A 14,412-nucleotide genomic window follows, 5' to 3' on the forward strand; every position below is an offset into this window, starting at 1 on the left:
CATGGACGAGCCTAAGAAACCAAGACATAAGACTCTTGCAAAAATGAGCGCAGCGACCTCAATCAGCGACCGCAAATCCCGCTGCCTTCGCCCATCACGAACAGCTTTGCAAGAGACTCACCCCACAAACGAAAAAGCCCCGTCGCAAGACAGGGCTTTTCCAGCGAGCTCGCAATTAAGCCGAGACAACGCTCACGTAACGGCGGTTGAACGCGCCTTTTACTTCAAACTTGATCACGCCTTCGATTTTCGCGAAGAGGGTGTGATCCTTACCCATGCCTACACCGTAACCGGCGTGGAATTGGGTGCCGCGCTGACGCACGATGATATTGCCCGGAATGATTTTCTGGCCGCCATACATCTTAACGCCAAGGCGTTTGGCTTCTGAGTCGCGACCGTTACGGGTACTACCACCAGCTTTTTTGTGTGCCATGAGTCAATTCTCCTAGTGAGGAATTAGGCTGAAATTAAGCCTGAATACCGGTGATTTTGATCTCGGTGTACCACTGGCGGTGGCCCATACGCTTCATGTGGTGCTTACGACGACGGAACTTGATGATGCGGACTTTATCGTGACGACCTTGGGAGATCACTTCAGCCACAACGGTAGCGCCAGCAACAACTGGAGCGCCGATGTTCACGTCATCGCCATTGGCGACCAACAGAACGCGATCAAAAGTAACGGATTCGCCGGTAGCGATTTCCAGTTTTTCGATCTTCAGGTATTCACCTGGGGCGACCTTGTATTGCTTGCCACCAGTAACAATTACTGCGTACGACATGGTATTTCTCCGATAATCCTGCTCACCCAGCGCTTTATAAGAAGAGGTATTGGCTGGCATGGCTGCATGGGATGGACGTCCCGAATGCAATTGCGTAAGGCAGGTGCTGCCCAGGAAGTTCAGGGTGCGCGATTGTACGCAAGCTGTGGAAGGCTTGCAAGTAGCCGTCCATCGCGCCTTGACACCCGGGGGCGCGGGTCCTAGCATGCCGCGCAACCCTTCTGGAGCGACTGTCGCTGATGCAACCCCAAGCTTTCTACCGCGCGGTGGCGGACGATTTTAGCGCCGTCGACGGCATCATCAAGAAGCAGCTGACTTCTAAAGTGCCGCTGGTCTCCAAAATTGGCGACTATATTACTTCGGCCGGCGGCAAACGCCTGCGTCCTTTATTAGTGTTGCTGTGTGGCAAGGCCCTGGGCCGCGAAGGCGATGACCTGCGCCTGCTGGCCGCCACTATCGAGTTCCTGCACACCGCCACCCTGTTGCACGACGACGTGGTCGACATGTCCGGCATGCGCCGTGGTCGCGAGACCGCCAATGCCATGTGGGGCAACGCGCCCAGCGTGTTGGTGGGCGACTTCCTGTATTCGCGCTCGTTCGAAATGATGGTCGAGCTGGGCTCGATGCCGGTGATGAAGATCCTGTCCCAGGCCACGCGCATCATTGCTGAAGGCGAAGTGCTGCAACTGTCCAAGGTGCGTGACGCCAGCACCACCGAAGAAACCTACATGGAAGTGATTCGCGGCAAGACCGCTATGCTCTTCGAGGCCTCGACCCATAGTGCAGCCGCTCTGTGCGAGGCGAGCGCCGAACAGGCCGAAGCCCTGCGCACCTTTGGCGATCACCTGGGCGTGGCCTTCCAATTGGTGGATGACCTGCTCGATTATCGCGGCGACGCTGAAACCCTGGGCAAGAACGTCGGTGACGACCTGGCCGAAGGCAAGCCGACCCTGCCACTGATCTACACCATGCGCGAAGGCACACCGGAACAGGCAGCACTGGTGCGCAAGGCGATCCAGAAAGGTGGTATCGAAGATCTGGAAAGCATCCGCGCTGCCGTGGAAGCCTCGGGGTCGCTCGACTACACCGCGCAGTTGGCCCGTGACTACGTGGCCCGTGCCATCAAATGCCTGGAAGCCCTTCCAGCCAGCGAATACCGGGACGCCCTGGTGGAGCTGAGTGAGTTTGCGGTAGCCCGTACTCACTGAGAAATACCTGCGCCTGTGTGGGAGCGGGCTTGTTCGCGAATGCGGAGCGTCAGTCGCCCGATGTATTGACTGATCCTGCGCATTCGCGAGCAAGCCCGCTCCCACATTTGCTTTGTATTGCCAATTAACGACCGCGCCCCACCCCGACAAAACCCTATATAATGTGCGACTTTTAGCCATCCTGACTTTCAAGGAGCCTTAGTGAGCACGTTGCCACCCTGCCCAAAATGCAATTCCGAATATACCTACGAAGACGGCGCCCAACTGATCTGCCCGGAATGTGCCCATGAGTGGTCTGTCGGTGGCGAAGTCATCGCGACCAACGATGAGATCGTGAAGAAAGACTCCGTTGGTAACGTCCTGCAAGACGGCGACACCATCACCGTGATCAAGGACCTCAAGGTCAAGGGCACCTCGCTGGTGGTCAAGGTCGGTACCAAGGTCAAGAATATCCGCCTATGCGATGGCGACCACGATATCGATTGCAAGATTGACGGTATCGGCCCGATGAAGCTCAAGTCCGAGTTCGTCCGCAAGGTCTGACCTCCCCCCCCATCCCGTGCCCGCCGCGGGATGGGGCTTCACCCTCTGCACCGCCTCCAGTAGCAAAAGGCCAGCCCTTTTGACCTTGAACAATGCCCATATAGAAAAACCAGGAAATCGCCAATAGGGACTTGCTATTCTACGAATAAGAATTATTCTCATTGAAACCCTTCAAGGAGATGCGACCATGACTTATTTGATTGATGCCTGGCTGGACCGTCCGCACCCTTATCTGCGAATCCTTCATCGGGAAACCGGCGAAGTCTGTGCGGTGCTGGAAGAGGAAGCCCTGAATGAACTCCAGGACCAGGGCGACCTGGACGTCAACGGCCTGAGTTCCAGTGAACCCGGGGTGCTGAAGGAAGTGGTGAGGAATCTGTTTCTGTTCTGCTATGCCCGAGCGTTGCGCCCGGTGACGGAGCTCAATGGCAAGTTTCACCCATGAGCAACCGTGCAAAACCCTTCATGTCGAAGCGGGCTTGCTCGCGATGCAGGCAACTCGGGTTATCAGCAATACCGAGGTGATGCTATCGCCGGCAAGCCAGCGCCGACACAAACCCGACCCCGATAGAGAGTCAGGTGTAACCATCAGCAGGTCTTACAGAACGTCGAGCAGCTCGACGTCGAATACCAGAACGCTGTGTGGCGGAATGCTGCCAACGCCTTGTGCGCCGTAAGCCAGTTCGCTCGGCACGTACAGGCGCCATTTGCTGCCGGCATTCATCAGTTGCAGAGCTTCGGTCCAGCCCGCGATCACGCCGCCGACCGGGAATTCTGCTGGCTGGCCACGCTCGTAGGAGCTATCGAACACAGTGCCGTCGATCAGGGTGCCATGGTAGTGGGTACGCACCTGGTCTTCACGGGTTGGCTTGGCGCCGTCACCGGCGGTCAGCACTTCGAATTGCAGCCCGGAAGCCAGGGTAGTGATGCCGTCACGCTTGGCGTTTTCAGCCAGGAAGGCCAGGCCGGCGCCTGCGGCTGCTTCAGCCTTGGCTGCTGCTTCGGCTTGCATGATGTCGCGGATCACTTTGAAGCTGGCAGCCATTTGCTCCTGGTCAACGCGGCTTGGCTTGCCGCCGAACGCGTCCGTCAGGCCGGCCAGGATCGCGTCCAGGCTGACGCCCGGCGGCGGGTTGTCGCGCAGTTGGTCACCCAGCTGGCGGCCAATGCCGTAGCTGACGCGGGTTTCGTCGGTGGACAGATTGACTTCGGACATGGAAAGGCTCCGCTGTAGGACAACCTCAAAAACCTGCAAAAACGCAGTTTCTTGCGTGTCATCCAAACTAAAAGGGCGAGCAGACTAGCACACTCGCCCTACGCTTGATGAGCCCAAAATCCCGGTCCAACAGGCGCCGGGCGTGGATCAATGCTTGGTGACTTTATCCAGGTAACCCATGGCAAACGCCGAGATCACGAAAGTCATATGAATGATCACGTACCACATCAGGTGCTGTGGATCGACGTTCTTGGCATCCATGAAGATGCGCAACAGGTGGATCGAAGAAATCGCCACGATGGACGCCGCCACTTTCATCTTCAGCGATGAAGAGTCCATGGTGCCCAGCCAGTTGAGCTTTTCCTTGTTGTCATCGATATCCAACTGCGAGACGAAGTTTTCGTAGCCGGAAATCATCACCATCACCAGCAAGCCACCCACCAGGGCCATGTCGATCAGCGACAGTAGCACCAGGATCAGCTCCGACTCGGCCATCGCAAAGACGTTGGGCAACAGATGGATCACTTCCTGGAAGAATTTAAGCGCCAACGCCAGCAGCCCGAGAGACAAGCCGAAGTAGATCGGCGCTAGCAGCCAGCGGGAGGCGTACATTGCATTTTCGATAAAGCGTTCCATGGAGTCTCACACAGCTTGGCTAAAAATAGCGGCGAGTATACCAGCCGCGCACATCGCGCCATAACCACCCGGAAACTGACCTGTAGCGCTTCTGTAAGGCGATTTTTCTGCTAGTGTCGGCCTCATCAACGTGACTCGATGCTGCCGGACAGGAATCTCAAATAATGGATGTTCGATCTCCCTTGGCCAGTCTTGGCCTGTGTGCAGTGCTGCTGGCGGCGAGCGGCTGCTCCCCCAGCGAGGAGCACAAGCAAGCCACTCTCGAAGAAAGAACCGCCCAGTTCGAACAGTCCCTGGACACCATCCAGGACCCTCGCCTCAAGGAGGCCGTAGGCGAACTGGGCGGCTCCCTGCTGCTGCTGGAGCGGGCGCGCATCAAGCTCGACGCCAAGCCTGTCGAGACCGAGTACGGGGAAGACACCCTGGCCGTGCTTGCGCACTACCCTACGCCGCAGGCGCTGGTGGATACCTACATCAACGGGCTGTTCGTCCTGCGCAAGAACTCGCACTCGGACTACCTGACCGATCTGCAACCGGTGTTCCCGTTCAGTTTCAACATGCCGGACCAGTTTCCCTTCCCCCATGGGCTGGAATGGCAATCGGTGACCCTGAGCAATAACAAGACCATCCCGTTCCAGCCGGAATGGTCGGAAACCGACCCCGGCATTCAGTTAAGCCCCAGCAGCTCCAACCTGACCAACCCGGACGACCTGACCGTCACCTATCCGTTCATCGAAGGCATCGAGACCGACAACAAGAGCCAGCCACAGCCTGTCACCCTCAAGGGTCAGGTAAAGGTGATTGCGCCGAGTAAAGTCCTGGCCTTCGACCTGACCCGCAAAGACGTGGGCCAGAAACGCACCCAGGAAAACATCACGCTGACCCTGCTGGCCCTGGACAAAAACCACGCCGAGATCGAACTGACCAACGCCAGCCCCCTGGCGCCGCAAGTAGCGGATGAGTCGCCCAACCCGCTGCTGGTCCAGGCCCGGGACACCACCGGGCAGTTTCTTTCGCGTTCTGGCTCAATCAACGAGAGCACCGCCCAGGTGGCGTTCTACGAGAAACAACTTGCGCAGATGCGCAAGCAGACAACCTGGTCCGAGGCCTTTGAAAAGCAGCTGGAAGACGAGCAGAAAGCCTTTGAGCAAAAGCAGGCCAGCCACTACGCCAAGGTCTACTTCAACGGGGCGATCGATAGTCTGCGAGTCAGCGTGCTGGATTTCTCCAATGCGACAATCACCCGCAAGGACCTGGAACTACCGATACGTCGCTTCGACAAGAACAGCCTGGAAAAAACCGTGCAGGAGCTCCCCATGCCGGTCACCGTGTACGACGATCAGGCTGCACAGTGGCTCCAAAGCGCCAGCCTCACTGAAGACCAGTTGAAAAGCAGCATCATCATCAGCCAGTCAGTGGAGGACGCCAGCGCCGCCCATATCACCTTCGACCATCCCTTCACGTTCAACGACGACCTGATCGGCTCCACACGCACCAGCAGCGACGCCCCACTGACATTTTTCACCGCAAATGATCAAGGCAAGCGCGGCGAGCCCATCGAGTTGCCCACAGAAGCGTTTGAAGTCGACCCGTGGCGCGGCACGATCACTTACGACCTCAACTTGTTCCCGGAAAACCCGGCATTTGCCGTGGGATCGATCCCGCTGTTCCTGGCCACCATCGAGAAAAACACAGTCAACACCGCACAACTGCCCAAAGGACTGTCGATCAAGGGCAACGCATTGATTGTCGATCAGGCGCTCTTCCCTTCCGATAGCTGGCGATTCTTTGCCAAGGACGCCAGTGGCAACTACCTGAAGGAAATCCTTGGCGTCAGCCACCGCGCGGCTGAATACGGTACTGCCTTGTTTGATGTGCATTATTTTTATGGCCAACCGACCGAGCTTGAAACCTACCAGCGCACGGAGCTGAACACAGTGCAATACGGCTTCGAGGTCAAGCTGGACAAGCCCGAGACCAAATAACCTGTAAGAGCCGGCTTGCCGGCTCTTACAGTGGTTGCGGTTTACAGGTGCAAGGGCTGCTGAGGCCGCCCGCCATTGAGCTGGCGCAGGTGGGCCTGCAGGTGCAGGCACCATATCTGCGGGTCGTCTGCCAGCTCGTAGCCGTGCAGGGTCAAGCTTTGCACAATGGATTCAAGAATATTTTCCGCGACGAACGGCCCATGGAAGGGCCCTTGGGACTTGATGGTCGAGGGCTGCTCGCCAGTCATTCCGGCAGCAAACAGTAGCGTCCACATCCCGGTTTCCCCTGCAAGAGGGCGAATGGAGCATTCAATTCGGGTGACCAGGCCCAGGCACTGGCGGGTGAGGCAAAGGCTGCGCGGCATGGCGGCGACCCTCGGTAGATCCGGTGTTCGGCCTCCAGACATAAGGCCGTCTCTATCTCATGACTCCTGTAACTATCCCTTGAGCTGAGAATAGAAGAAAACCGCTACAAACCAAGGTTCTAGGGACCAACGGCGATTGGCCCCGAAAACCCAGCCAAAAATATGGCACCCTCTCTCTGTAGGAGTCGGCTTGCCGGCGATAGCGATTCATCAGCTACCGTCCTGCCAGCAGGTCAGGTGCCATCGCCGGCAAGCCGGCTCCTACAAGGGGAACGCGGCATCAGGTTGGCTTGGCTTCAGCCAGCGCCTGCTGCGCCAGTTCCTTTTCCGCTTCCTTGAGGTCTTCTTCGCTGATCATCTCGGCAATCGCCCGCAGACGCTCAACCACGCGGGCGTTGACGCTGCCCTCGGGAAATTGCCCTTCGGCATCCGGCTCACCGGCAGGCTCGCCCACCAACAGGCTCAGCGCCTCGTCGGCCTGGCGCACGGCATACACATGGAACTGTCCTGCGCGCACAGCCTGCAAGACCTTCTCATCGAGCATCAGCGTCGCAACGTTGGCCTGGGGAATGATCGCTCCCTGCTCGCCCGTCAAGCCACGAGCCTCGCAAAGGCGGAAGAAGCCTTCGATCTTCTCGTTGACCCCACCCACCGCCTGCACTTCACCGAACTGGTTGATTGAGCCGGTAATGGCAAAGCACTGCTTGAGCGGCGTCTTCGACAACGCCGAAATCAACGTGCAGGCCTCGCCCAGGGAAGCGCTGTCGCCATCGACGTAACCGTAGGATTGCTCCAGGGCGATGCTCGCAGAGATCGCCAGGGGGAATTCCTGGGCATAACGGCTGCCCAGGTAACCGGTGAGGATCATCACGCCTTTGGAGTGGATCGGCTGACCGAGGTTGACCTCGCGCTCGATATCGACAATACCGCTGCCGCCCGGATACACCGTGGCAGAGATCCGCGCCGGCACACCGAACGCCGAATCACCGACCTCCAGCACCGTCAGCCCGTTGCACTTGCCCACGGCCGCGCCAGCGGTGTCGATCAGGATCACCCCGGCGAGCATGTCGTCAAGAATCCGCGCTGAAACCCGGCCGGTACGCGTAGCCTTGGCCTTCAGTGCACGCTCGATATGCCCGGCGTCGGTGCGCTCGTCACCCGCCAGGTGACGAATGAAGTCCGCCTCGCTGACCAGTTGAAACAGGTCGCCGATACGCGCCGACAAACGTCCCTGGTGCTCTGCCAGCCGTGCACTGTAGGTCGCCAGCCGCGCCACCGCATCCGAGGTCAGCGGCGCCATGCCTTCTTCCGAGGTCCGGGTTTTCAGCAACTGGGCAAACTGCTCCAGGCTTTCATCGACCATCGGGATATCTTCATCGAAATCCACCAGCACCCGGAACATCTCCTGGAAGTCCGGATCCAGGTCTTGCAGGGTGTAGTACAACGAGCGGGCGCCGATGATGATGACCTTGACCTGCAACGGGATCACTTGTGGGTTGAGGGTCACGGTGGCCAGGCGGCCCAGTTCGCCCAGTGGCGACTCCATCTTCAGCTTGCGCGATTGCAGGGCGCGCTTGAGCGCGTCCCAGACAAACGGCTCGCTGAGCATTTTCTCGGCTTCCAGGATCAGGAAGCCGCCATTGGCGCGGTGCAACGCCCCCGGGCGCAGTTGCCGATAGGTGGTATAGAGCGCGCCCTGGTCGGTGCTGTACTCGATCCGGCCAAACAGGTTGTCGTAGGTCGGATGCGGTTCGAATACCACCGGGGCGCCGCCATTGAGCGCATGGCCCACTACCAGGCTCGGGCAGTACTGCTCTTCGAGCAGCTTGCGCGCCTGGGCGTCGGTTTTCGCGTCATCTACCAGCAACTCGACCACGGTCTTGAGCAGATAAACCTGCATCGCCTGCAGGTAGCCGCAGACGCCGGCGTTCTCGGCATACTTCTCCGACAGCGGCGCCAGCAATGGCTGCAAGGCCAGGGTGATGGTTTCTTCGTTGAACTGGCGCATCTGGTTGTTGGACTCGCGCTTCCACTGCGGCAGGCTGGCGAGTTCTTCGTTGAGGCGCTCTTCGAGCTCGGAAATATCGGTGTGAAAACGCTCACGGTCGGCTTCGGGCAGTTGCGAGAACTCAGCCTCGTCCAGGGCCTTGCCATCGAGCATCGGGGTAAAGGCGATATTGCTGCTGTCACGGTACAGCGCCACGTCCTTTTCCAGGGCCAGGCGCTCGATCACATCCAGGGCACGGTCATAGCGCTGGTTGAAGGCGCGGTCGATGGCACTTTTGCGTTGTTGATAGGTAGGGTGCTCGAACACCGCCGGGAAGGTGGCGACCAGATTATCGATCAAGCCACTGATATCGGCGATGAACGGGGCCGCACCGCCCGCCGGCAACTCCAGGGCCCGGGGCTCGCGAGGCTCGTCGAAGTTATTGACGTAGACCCAGTCTGCCGGGGTCTGCAAGCGCTTGCCTTCGGCCTTGAGGTAGCGCTTGACGAACGAAAAGCGACCGGTACCGGGCTCGCCCATGACAAATACGTTGTAACCGGGACGTGGCATGGCCACACCGAACTGCAACGCTTCAACCGCGCGTTCCTGGCCAAGCACACCGCGAAAGGGCTCCAAGTCATTAGTGGTCGAGAAGCTGAACTGTTCAGCGGAGAAAGGACGAGTCAGCGCTTCGGGCGCTAGACGCAAGCTGGCAGCAACAGGATCAGGCATCGGGCTTCCTTACATCAGGCGGGGCAATGGCGGCATTCTGGCGCCGTGCGTAGCTGGCTGGCAAGGCACGACTGAGGTAAAGCATAGACACGGGAGGCGGCGTGCAAAAAAACCGGTCTGCATTGATTGTTTTACAAAAACCCACGGAACCCTTGGAACGTGCCTAAACTCCAAACTGCGCGGGTTGGACTAATAACTGGCCCCTAGGGTGCTTTGCGGCATCTGAACCCTTGTCCATTGGTTTGCACACTAAGAGAACAAAGCTATGAAACGGATCCTTCTCGGTACTCTCTTCACCGTTGTCTCCCTCAATGCAATGGCCGAAGCGCCAGGTGGCCCGAACTGCGGTTGGGGCAACATGCTGTTCGAGGGTCAGCGCGGCACTCCCGCACACTTCCTGGCCTCAACCACCAACGGCACCTCCGGTAACGCCACCTTCGGCATGACGTCGGGCACCAACGGTTGCAGCACCAACAGCGCGTTGACTTACGGCGGCAAATCGTGGATTGCCATGAATGGCATGATGAACGAGCTGTCCGAAGACATGGCCAAAGGCAATGGCGAAGCACTGACTACCTACGCCGTGGTACTGGGCGTGGCTCCGGAAGATCGCGACCACTTTGCCGCAGTGACTCACGAACACTTCCAACAGATCTTCAGCAAGGCTGACGTGACGGCAGAAGACGTGCACTCCAACACCATCGCTGTTCTCAAGGGCGACGCCCGCCTGGCGAAATACGCGACCCAGGCTTAAGCTCGGCCTGCCCGCGCCTTACCCGGCGCGGGTTTTATTTTTTGGACCTGCCCGCTTTGGGTCTTTATTTATTCCGACTTAAGTTGCCCCTATGCTCAAACGCCTTGCCTGCCTGGCACTCTTCGCCTGCGCCCCGCTATCTGCGGCGCCGCACCTTGATGATCAACGTTTGCAGCCATTGGCCAATGATCCTTTCTGGCTCTCACTGGGGCACTACGAAGCCGGCAAGCTCAAAGGCTGGCGCAGCTATGTCAGCGACCAGAAATTCTTCCTCGCCAAAGACGGTGCACACCACCCGGACGCAGAACTCAAGGCCACCGTCGAGGCGCTATACGCCCCGGCCAGCCTCGGTGAAAAACATGCCCAATGCGTGTATCCGGCCCGTACCCGCTGGCTCAAGGACCAGTTGCAACTGACCGATCTGCCTGCCGTGGACTGCGCCGAGTTCAAGCAATGGTTCAAGGACGTCGCGCCCCACAGCGCAGTGATGATCTTCCCCGCGGCCTATCTCAACAGCCCGTCGTCGATGTTCGGCCATACCTTGCTGCGTATCGACCAGGCCGATGTGCAAAGCAACAAGACCGCCCTGCTCAGTTATGCAATCAACTTCGGCGCCTATATTGAAGGCTCGGACAACAGCATCCTCTACGCCTGGAAAGGCTTGATGGGCGGTTATCCCGGTCTGTTTGCCCTGGTGCCCTACCAGGAAAAACTCTCGGAATACCGCAGCCTGGAAAACCGCGACCTGTGGGAATACCGCCTGAACCTGACCCAGGTCGAGACCGAACGCATGGTCGAACATGTGTGGGAACTCAAGCAGATCCAGTTCGACTACTTCTTCTTCGATGAAAACTGCTCATACCGCCTGCTGGAACTGCTGCAAGTGGCTCGCCCCGGCCTGCGCCTGACCGAACAGTTCCCGCTCACCGCCATTCCCACCGACACGGTAAAAGCGGTGAAGGACGCGGGCCTGGTGGAAAAAATCGACTATCGCCCGTCCCGCGAACGCGAGTTACTGGAGCGCGCCAAGCCCCTGGACAGCGACGAGCAGCAATGGGTGCTTAAGGTCAGCGACGACCAGAAACAGCTGCAGGACCCGGCATTCAAGGCTATTGCCAAAGACCGCCAGGCCCTGATCATCGACGCGGCCTACCGCTTGGGCCGTTACCGCGCCAACGGTCTTGAGCGCGACAGCGAACGCTCCCAGCGCAGTTTCGAGCTGCTGCGGGCGATCAACCAGAACCCGGCACCCGACCTGCAGATCGAGCGCCCTGGCCTGCCCGAGAACGGCCACGAATCGCGCACCTGGCAAGCCGGCATCGGTACTCGGGGCGACAAAGCCTTCGGCGAGTACGGCCTGCGCATGGCTTACCACGACCTCAACGACAACGCCGAAGGCTTCCCCCTGGGCGCACAGATCGAGATCCTGCAAATGAAATTGCGCCAGTACGAAGGCAACAACTGGCAATTGCAGCAACTGGACCTGGCCACCATCCGCTCACTGACCCCGCGCAATGAGCTGCTGCAGCCACTGTCCTGGCAGGTCACCGGCGGCCTGGAGCGGGTGCCGGGCAAACACGATGACGAAACCCTGGTCAGCCACGTCAACGGCGGCGCCGGCGGCACCTGGCAACTGCACGACGACATGCTCGGCTTCGCCCTCGGCACCGTGCGCGTGGAACATAACAACGACTTCAGCGAGTTCATCTCCCCGGCGGCCGGTTTCAACACGGGGCTGTTGTGGAAAAACCCATTGGGCAACCTGAGCCTGGAAGCCAAGGGTGACTTCTTCATCAATGGCGAAGTACGGCGCAGCATCAGCCTCAATCAGCAGTGGGAAATATCGCGAAACCTCGGTGTGCGCCTGACTGCGCAACGGGAGTTCAGCCACTTGGCGACGCCGGTGAATGAAGTGATGCTTGAAGTGAAGTGGTATCACTACTGACCCACTTCTACCGCCACATACCGTTTAGAGGTAAAAAGACAGCGATGAGGTCAAGGCCCCCCAGCGGGTCGAACAAGTGATCAACAAGGTTCGCGATTTGGCACAAACCCTTGGCGCCAACCCCGACGTCACTGAACAGGTATATCGCGCGATGATTGCTGCCTTCATCCAGCAGGAACTGGCCGAACACGCTGCGTTCGCGCAACCCTCGGCATAACCTGGCCCGCCACGGAAGATTTGCTGTCCAAACAAATTGCTCACCCGGCTTTCACGTCTACCCGACGAATCCCCTTCTAGACTTCCCTTATCTGCCGCTCAACGGCCTGGGAGTATGAGATGTGGCGGTTCGCTGTGATGCTGGGTGTGGTAATGGCGCTTTCAGGGTGCCAGTCCACCCGCGATGAGTTACTGGCCAAGGGTTATCCACCGGCCTTTGCCGACGGTTTTGACGATGGCTGCAACAGTGGGCGCCAGGCGGCGGGGGTGATCACCGGGGAATTTCGCAAGAACGTCCCACGCTATCTGAAAGACCGCGCGTACGCCGAAGGTTGGGAAGACGGCTTTCGCCAATGCAAGGCCATGCGCGAGAGCGAAGATCGCAATGACTATAAGGACCGGCATTGGGACGAACGTGAACGCGCCTGGCAGCAGGAGAAGGATCGCGATGCCGCCAGGGCCTACCGCCGCCAATAAAACCACACACCCTGTAGAAGCTGGCTTGCCAGCGATGGCGACCGAAAGATCATCCGCCCTCATCGCCGTCAAACCGGCTCCTACCGTTGCTCAGCGTTATGGCTTAGACGATGCCCTGCGCCAGCATCGCATCGGCCACTTTCACGAAGCCGGCGATGTTCGCGCCTTTGACGTAGTTGACCCGGCCATTCTCCTCACCGTAGTGCACGCAAGCGTGGTGGATCGACTGCATGATGTTGTGCAGTTTGCTGTCCACCTCACCAGCGGTCCACAGCAGGCGCATGGCGTTTTGTGACATTTCCAGGCCACTCACGGCCACGCCGCCAGCATTGGATGCCTTGCCCGGGGCAAACAGAATGCCCGCGTCGATAAAGATATCCACAGCCTCAAGGGTCGTTGGCATATTGGCGCCCTCGGCCACACACATGCAGCCGTTGCGCAGCAAGGTGCGCGCGGCCTCGGCGTCCAGTTCGTTCTGGGTCGCGCATGGCAGGGCGATGTCACATGCCAGTTCCCACGGGGTCTTGCCGGCGCGAAATTCCAGGCCGTAACGTGTGGCCAGTTCGCTGATGCGCCCGCGTTGCACGTTTTTCAGCTCCAGCAACGCCGACCATTGCTCCTCGCTCAAGCCACTCTCGCAGTACAAGGTGCCTTCGGAGTCGGACAGGGAAATCACCTTGCCGCCCAGGTCCATGACCTTGCGCGCCGCGTATTGCGCGACGTTGCCCGAGCCGGAAACCGCCACGCGCTTGCCTTCGACACACAGGTTCTGGCGCTTGAGCATCTCCTCGGCGAAGTACACACAACCAAAGCCTGTGGCTTCCGGGCGGATCAGGCTGCCGCCGTAGCTCATGCCCTTGCCGGTCAGCACCGAAGTAAATTGGTTGCTCAGGCGTTTGTACTGGCCAAACAGAAAGCCGATTTCCCGGGCGCCCACACCGATATCGCCAGCCGGTACGTCTACGTCCGCGCCAATATGGCGGTACAACTCAGTCATGAACGACTGGCAGAAACGCATGACCTCCGCGTCGCTCTTGCCCTTGGGGTCAAAATCCGAGCCCCCCTTGCCACCGCCCATGGGCAGCGAGGTCAGAGAGTTCTTGAAGGTCTGCTCGAAGGCGAGGAACTTCAACACCCCCAGGTTCACCGATGGGTGGAAGCGCAGCCCACCTTTATAGGGGCCGATGGCACTGTTCATCTGGATACGGAAACCGCGATTGACCTGGACCTTGCCCTGGTCATCCACCCACGACACCCGGAAGGTGATGGCGCGTTCCGGCTCGCAGATGCGCTCCAGGATGCCTGAGGTCAGGTAGTGAGGGTTGGCTTCAAGAAACGGCCACAGGCTACGTAGGACTTCTTCTACGGCCTGATGGAATTCCGGCTGGTCCGGGTCGCGTTTTTTGAGGCGGGCAAGGAAGGATTCGACGGATTCGATCATGAAAAGTCTCGGCAGATTTATTGTCGTTAATGGCGAATTGCCACGGACTTTATCAATTCATGTCGCACCGCGACAGGGCAAAATGTCGCTTTTGTGAATTTAAATGGTGCATTAGATATAAATAA

The 14,412-nt window shown here is 58.9% G+C and carries 14 protein-coding genes and 1 pseudogene; 8 read left to right on the forward strand and 7 right to left on the reverse strand.

Annotated features, from left to right (window positions below; genetic code table 11):
* Window positions 1-175 precede the first annotated feature (175 nt).
* The gene (gene rpmA / locus HZ99_RS12690; protein ID WP_029292052.1) at window positions 176-433 is read right to left on the reverse strand and encodes a 50S ribosomal protein L27; all 258 of its coding nucleotides are present in this window, start codon (window positions 431-433) and stop codon (window positions 176-178) included.
* A 34-nt stretch (window positions 434-467) separates the two neighbouring features.
* Window positions 468-782: a 50S ribosomal protein L21 gene (gene rplU, locus HZ99_RS12695; RefSeq protein WP_003176051.1), complete on the reverse strand. Its 315-nt coding sequence runs from the start codon at window positions 780-782 to the stop codon at window positions 468-470.
* Between the two features lie 239 nt (window positions 783-1,021).
* Between rplU and HZ99_RS12700 the strand changes: the two genes are divergently transcribed.
* The 3 genes from HZ99_RS12700 (at window position 1,022) to HZ99_RS12710 (ending at window position 2,978) form a co-directional block, all read left to right on the forward strand.
* Complete coding sequence (locus HZ99_RS12700; RefSeq protein ID WP_038443490.1) at window positions 1,022-1,990, forward strand: polyprenyl synthetase family protein; 969 nt, start codon at window positions 1,022-1,024, stop codon at window positions 1,988-1,990.
* A 201-nt stretch (window positions 1,991-2,191) separates the two neighbouring features.
* Complete coding sequence (locus tag HZ99_RS12705) at window positions 2,192-2,533, forward strand: zinc ribbon domain-containing protein YjdM (protein WP_038443492.1); 342 nt, start codon at window positions 2,192-2,194, stop codon at window positions 2,531-2,533.
* A gap of 187 nt (window positions 2,534-2,720) precedes the next feature.
* The gene (locus HZ99_RS12710; RefSeq protein ID WP_038443494.1) at window positions 2,721-2,978 is read left to right on the forward strand and encodes a hypothetical protein; all 258 of its coding nucleotides are present in this window, start codon (window positions 2,721-2,723) and stop codon (window positions 2,976-2,978) included.
* A 153-nt stretch (window positions 2,979-3,131) separates the two neighbouring features.
* On the opposite strand, the gene HZ99_RS12715 is transcribed toward HZ99_RS12710, so the two are convergent.
* Together HZ99_RS12715 and HZ99_RS12720 are read right to left on the reverse strand one after the other, a co-directional pair.
* Window positions 3,132-3,749: an FKBP-type peptidyl-prolyl cis-trans isomerase gene (locus tag HZ99_RS12715; protein WP_038443496.1), complete on the reverse strand. Its 618-nt coding sequence runs from the start codon at window positions 3,747-3,749 to the stop codon at window positions 3,132-3,134.
* A gap of 147 nt (window positions 3,750-3,896) precedes the next feature.
* Window positions 3,897-4,385: a TIGR00645 family protein gene (locus HZ99_RS12720; protein WP_029292073.1), complete on the reverse strand. Its 489-nt coding sequence runs from the start codon at window positions 4,383-4,385 to the stop codon at window positions 3,897-3,899.
* A 164-nt stretch (window positions 4,386-4,549) separates the two neighbouring features.
* Between HZ99_RS12720 and HZ99_RS12725 the strand changes: the two genes are divergently transcribed.
* Window positions 4,550-6,370: a hypothetical protein gene (locus HZ99_RS12725; RefSeq protein WP_038443498.1), complete on the forward strand. Its 1,821-nt coding sequence runs from the start codon at window positions 4,550-4,552 to the stop codon at window positions 6,368-6,370.
* A gap of 41 nt (window positions 6,371-6,411) precedes the next feature.
* Here the strand turns inward: HZ99_RS12725 and HZ99_RS12730 are convergent, their stop codons facing one another.
* Both HZ99_RS12730 and HZ99_RS12735 read right to left on the reverse strand, forming a co-directional pair.
* Window positions 6,412-6,735, reverse strand: coding sequence for a hypothetical protein (locus HZ99_RS12730; RefSeq protein ID WP_038443500.1), 324 nt, complete (start codon window positions 6,733-6,735; stop codon window positions 6,412-6,414).
* A 280-nt stretch (window positions 6,736-7,015) separates the two neighbouring features.
* A complete protein-coding gene (locus HZ99_RS12735) occupies window positions 7,016-9,454 on the reverse strand; it encodes a Lon protease family protein (protein ID WP_038443501.1) in 2,439 nt (812 codons plus the stop codon).
* Window positions 9,455-9,719: 265 nt separating this feature from the next.
* On the opposite strand from HZ99_RS12735, the gene HZ99_RS12740 reads away from it, so the two are divergent.
* From HZ99_RS12740 to HZ99_RS12755, 4 genes and pseudogenes are all read left to right on the forward strand, one after another.
* Window positions 9,720-10,208 carry a DUF3015 domain-containing protein gene (locus HZ99_RS12740; protein WP_029292080.1) on the forward strand — a complete coding sequence of 163 codons (489 nt, stop codon included), beginning with the start codon at window positions 9,720-9,722 and terminating at the stop codon, window positions 10,206-10,208.
* 91 nt (window positions 10,209-10,299) lie between these two features.
* Window positions 10,300-12,153 carry a DUF4105 domain-containing protein gene (locus tag HZ99_RS12745; protein WP_038443502.1) on the forward strand — a complete coding sequence of 618 codons (1,854 nt, stop codon included), beginning with the start codon at window positions 10,300-10,302 and terminating at the stop codon, window positions 12,151-12,153.
* A gap of 34 nt (window positions 12,154-12,187) precedes the next feature.
* Window positions 12,188-12,370 (forward strand): annotated as a pseudogene (locus tag HZ99_RS12750) (chorismate mutase); the annotation flags it as partial.
* A 119-nt stretch (window positions 12,371-12,489) separates the two neighbouring features.
* Window positions 12,490-12,846: a hypothetical protein gene (locus HZ99_RS12755; protein ID WP_038443503.1), complete on the forward strand. Its 357-nt coding sequence runs from the start codon at window positions 12,490-12,492 to the stop codon at window positions 12,844-12,846.
* A gap of 103 nt (window positions 12,847-12,949) precedes the next feature.
* On the opposite strand, the gene gdhA is transcribed toward HZ99_RS12755, so the two are convergent.
* The gene (gene gdhA, locus HZ99_RS12760) at window positions 12,950-14,287 is read right to left on the reverse strand and encodes an NADP-specific glutamate dehydrogenase (protein WP_038443504.1); all 1,338 of its coding nucleotides are present in this window, start codon (window positions 14,285-14,287) and stop codon (window positions 12,950-12,952) included.
* Window positions 14,288-14,412: the final 125 nt, after the last annotated feature.

This window comes from Pseudomonas fluorescens, from assembly GCF_000730425.1.
Lineage (GTDB): Bacteria > Pseudomonadota > Gammaproteobacteria > Pseudomonadales > Pseudomonadaceae > Aquipseudomonas > Aquipseudomonas fluorescens_X.

Coding starts and splice junctions, on each gene's coding strand:
- rpmA (WP_029292052.1), bottom strand. CDS start 433: ATGGCACACAAAAAAGCTGGTGGTAGTACCCGTAACGGTCGCGACTCA.
- rplU (WP_003176051.1), bottom strand. CDS start 782: ATGTCGTACGCAGTAATTGTTACTGGTGGCAAGCAATACAAGGTCGCC.
- HZ99_RS12700 (WP_038443490.1), top strand. CDS start 1,022: ATGCAACCCCAAGCTTTCTACCGCGCGGTGGCGGACGATTTTAGCGCC.
- HZ99_RS12710 (WP_038443494.1), top strand. CDS start 2,721: ATGACTTATTTGATTGATGCCTGGCTGGACCGTCCGCACCCTTATCTG.
- HZ99_RS12715 (WP_038443496.1), bottom strand. CDS start 3,749: ATGTCCGAAGTCAATCTGTCCACCGACGAAACCCGCGTCAGCTACGGC.
- HZ99_RS12720 (WP_029292073.1), bottom strand. CDS start 4,385: ATGGAACGCTTTATCGAAAATGCAATGTACGCCTCCCGCTGGCTGCTA.
- HZ99_RS12725 (WP_038443498.1), top strand. CDS start 4,550: ATGGATGTTCGATCTCCCTTGGCCAGTCTTGGCCTGTGTGCAGTGCTG.
- HZ99_RS12730 (WP_038443500.1), bottom strand. CDS start 6,735: ATGCCGCGCAGCCTTTGCCTCACCCGCCAGTGCCTGGGCCTGGTCACC.
- HZ99_RS12735 (WP_038443501.1), bottom strand. CDS start 9,454: ATGCCTGATCCTGTTGCTGCCAGCTTGCGTCTAGCGCCCGAAGCGCTG.
- HZ99_RS12740 (WP_029292080.1), top strand. CDS start 9,720: ATGAAACGGATCCTTCTCGGTACTCTCTTCACCGTTGTCTCCCTCAAT.
- HZ99_RS12745 (WP_038443502.1), top strand. CDS start 10,300: ATGCTCAAACGCCTTGCCTGCCTGGCACTCTTCGCCTGCGCCCCGCTA.
- HZ99_RS12755 (WP_038443503.1), top strand. CDS start 12,490: ATGTGGCGGTTCGCTGTGATGCTGGGTGTGGTAATGGCGCTTTCAGGG.
- gdhA (WP_038443504.1), bottom strand. CDS start 14,287: ATGATCGAATCCGTCGAATCCTTCCTTGCCCGCCTCAAAAAACGCGAC.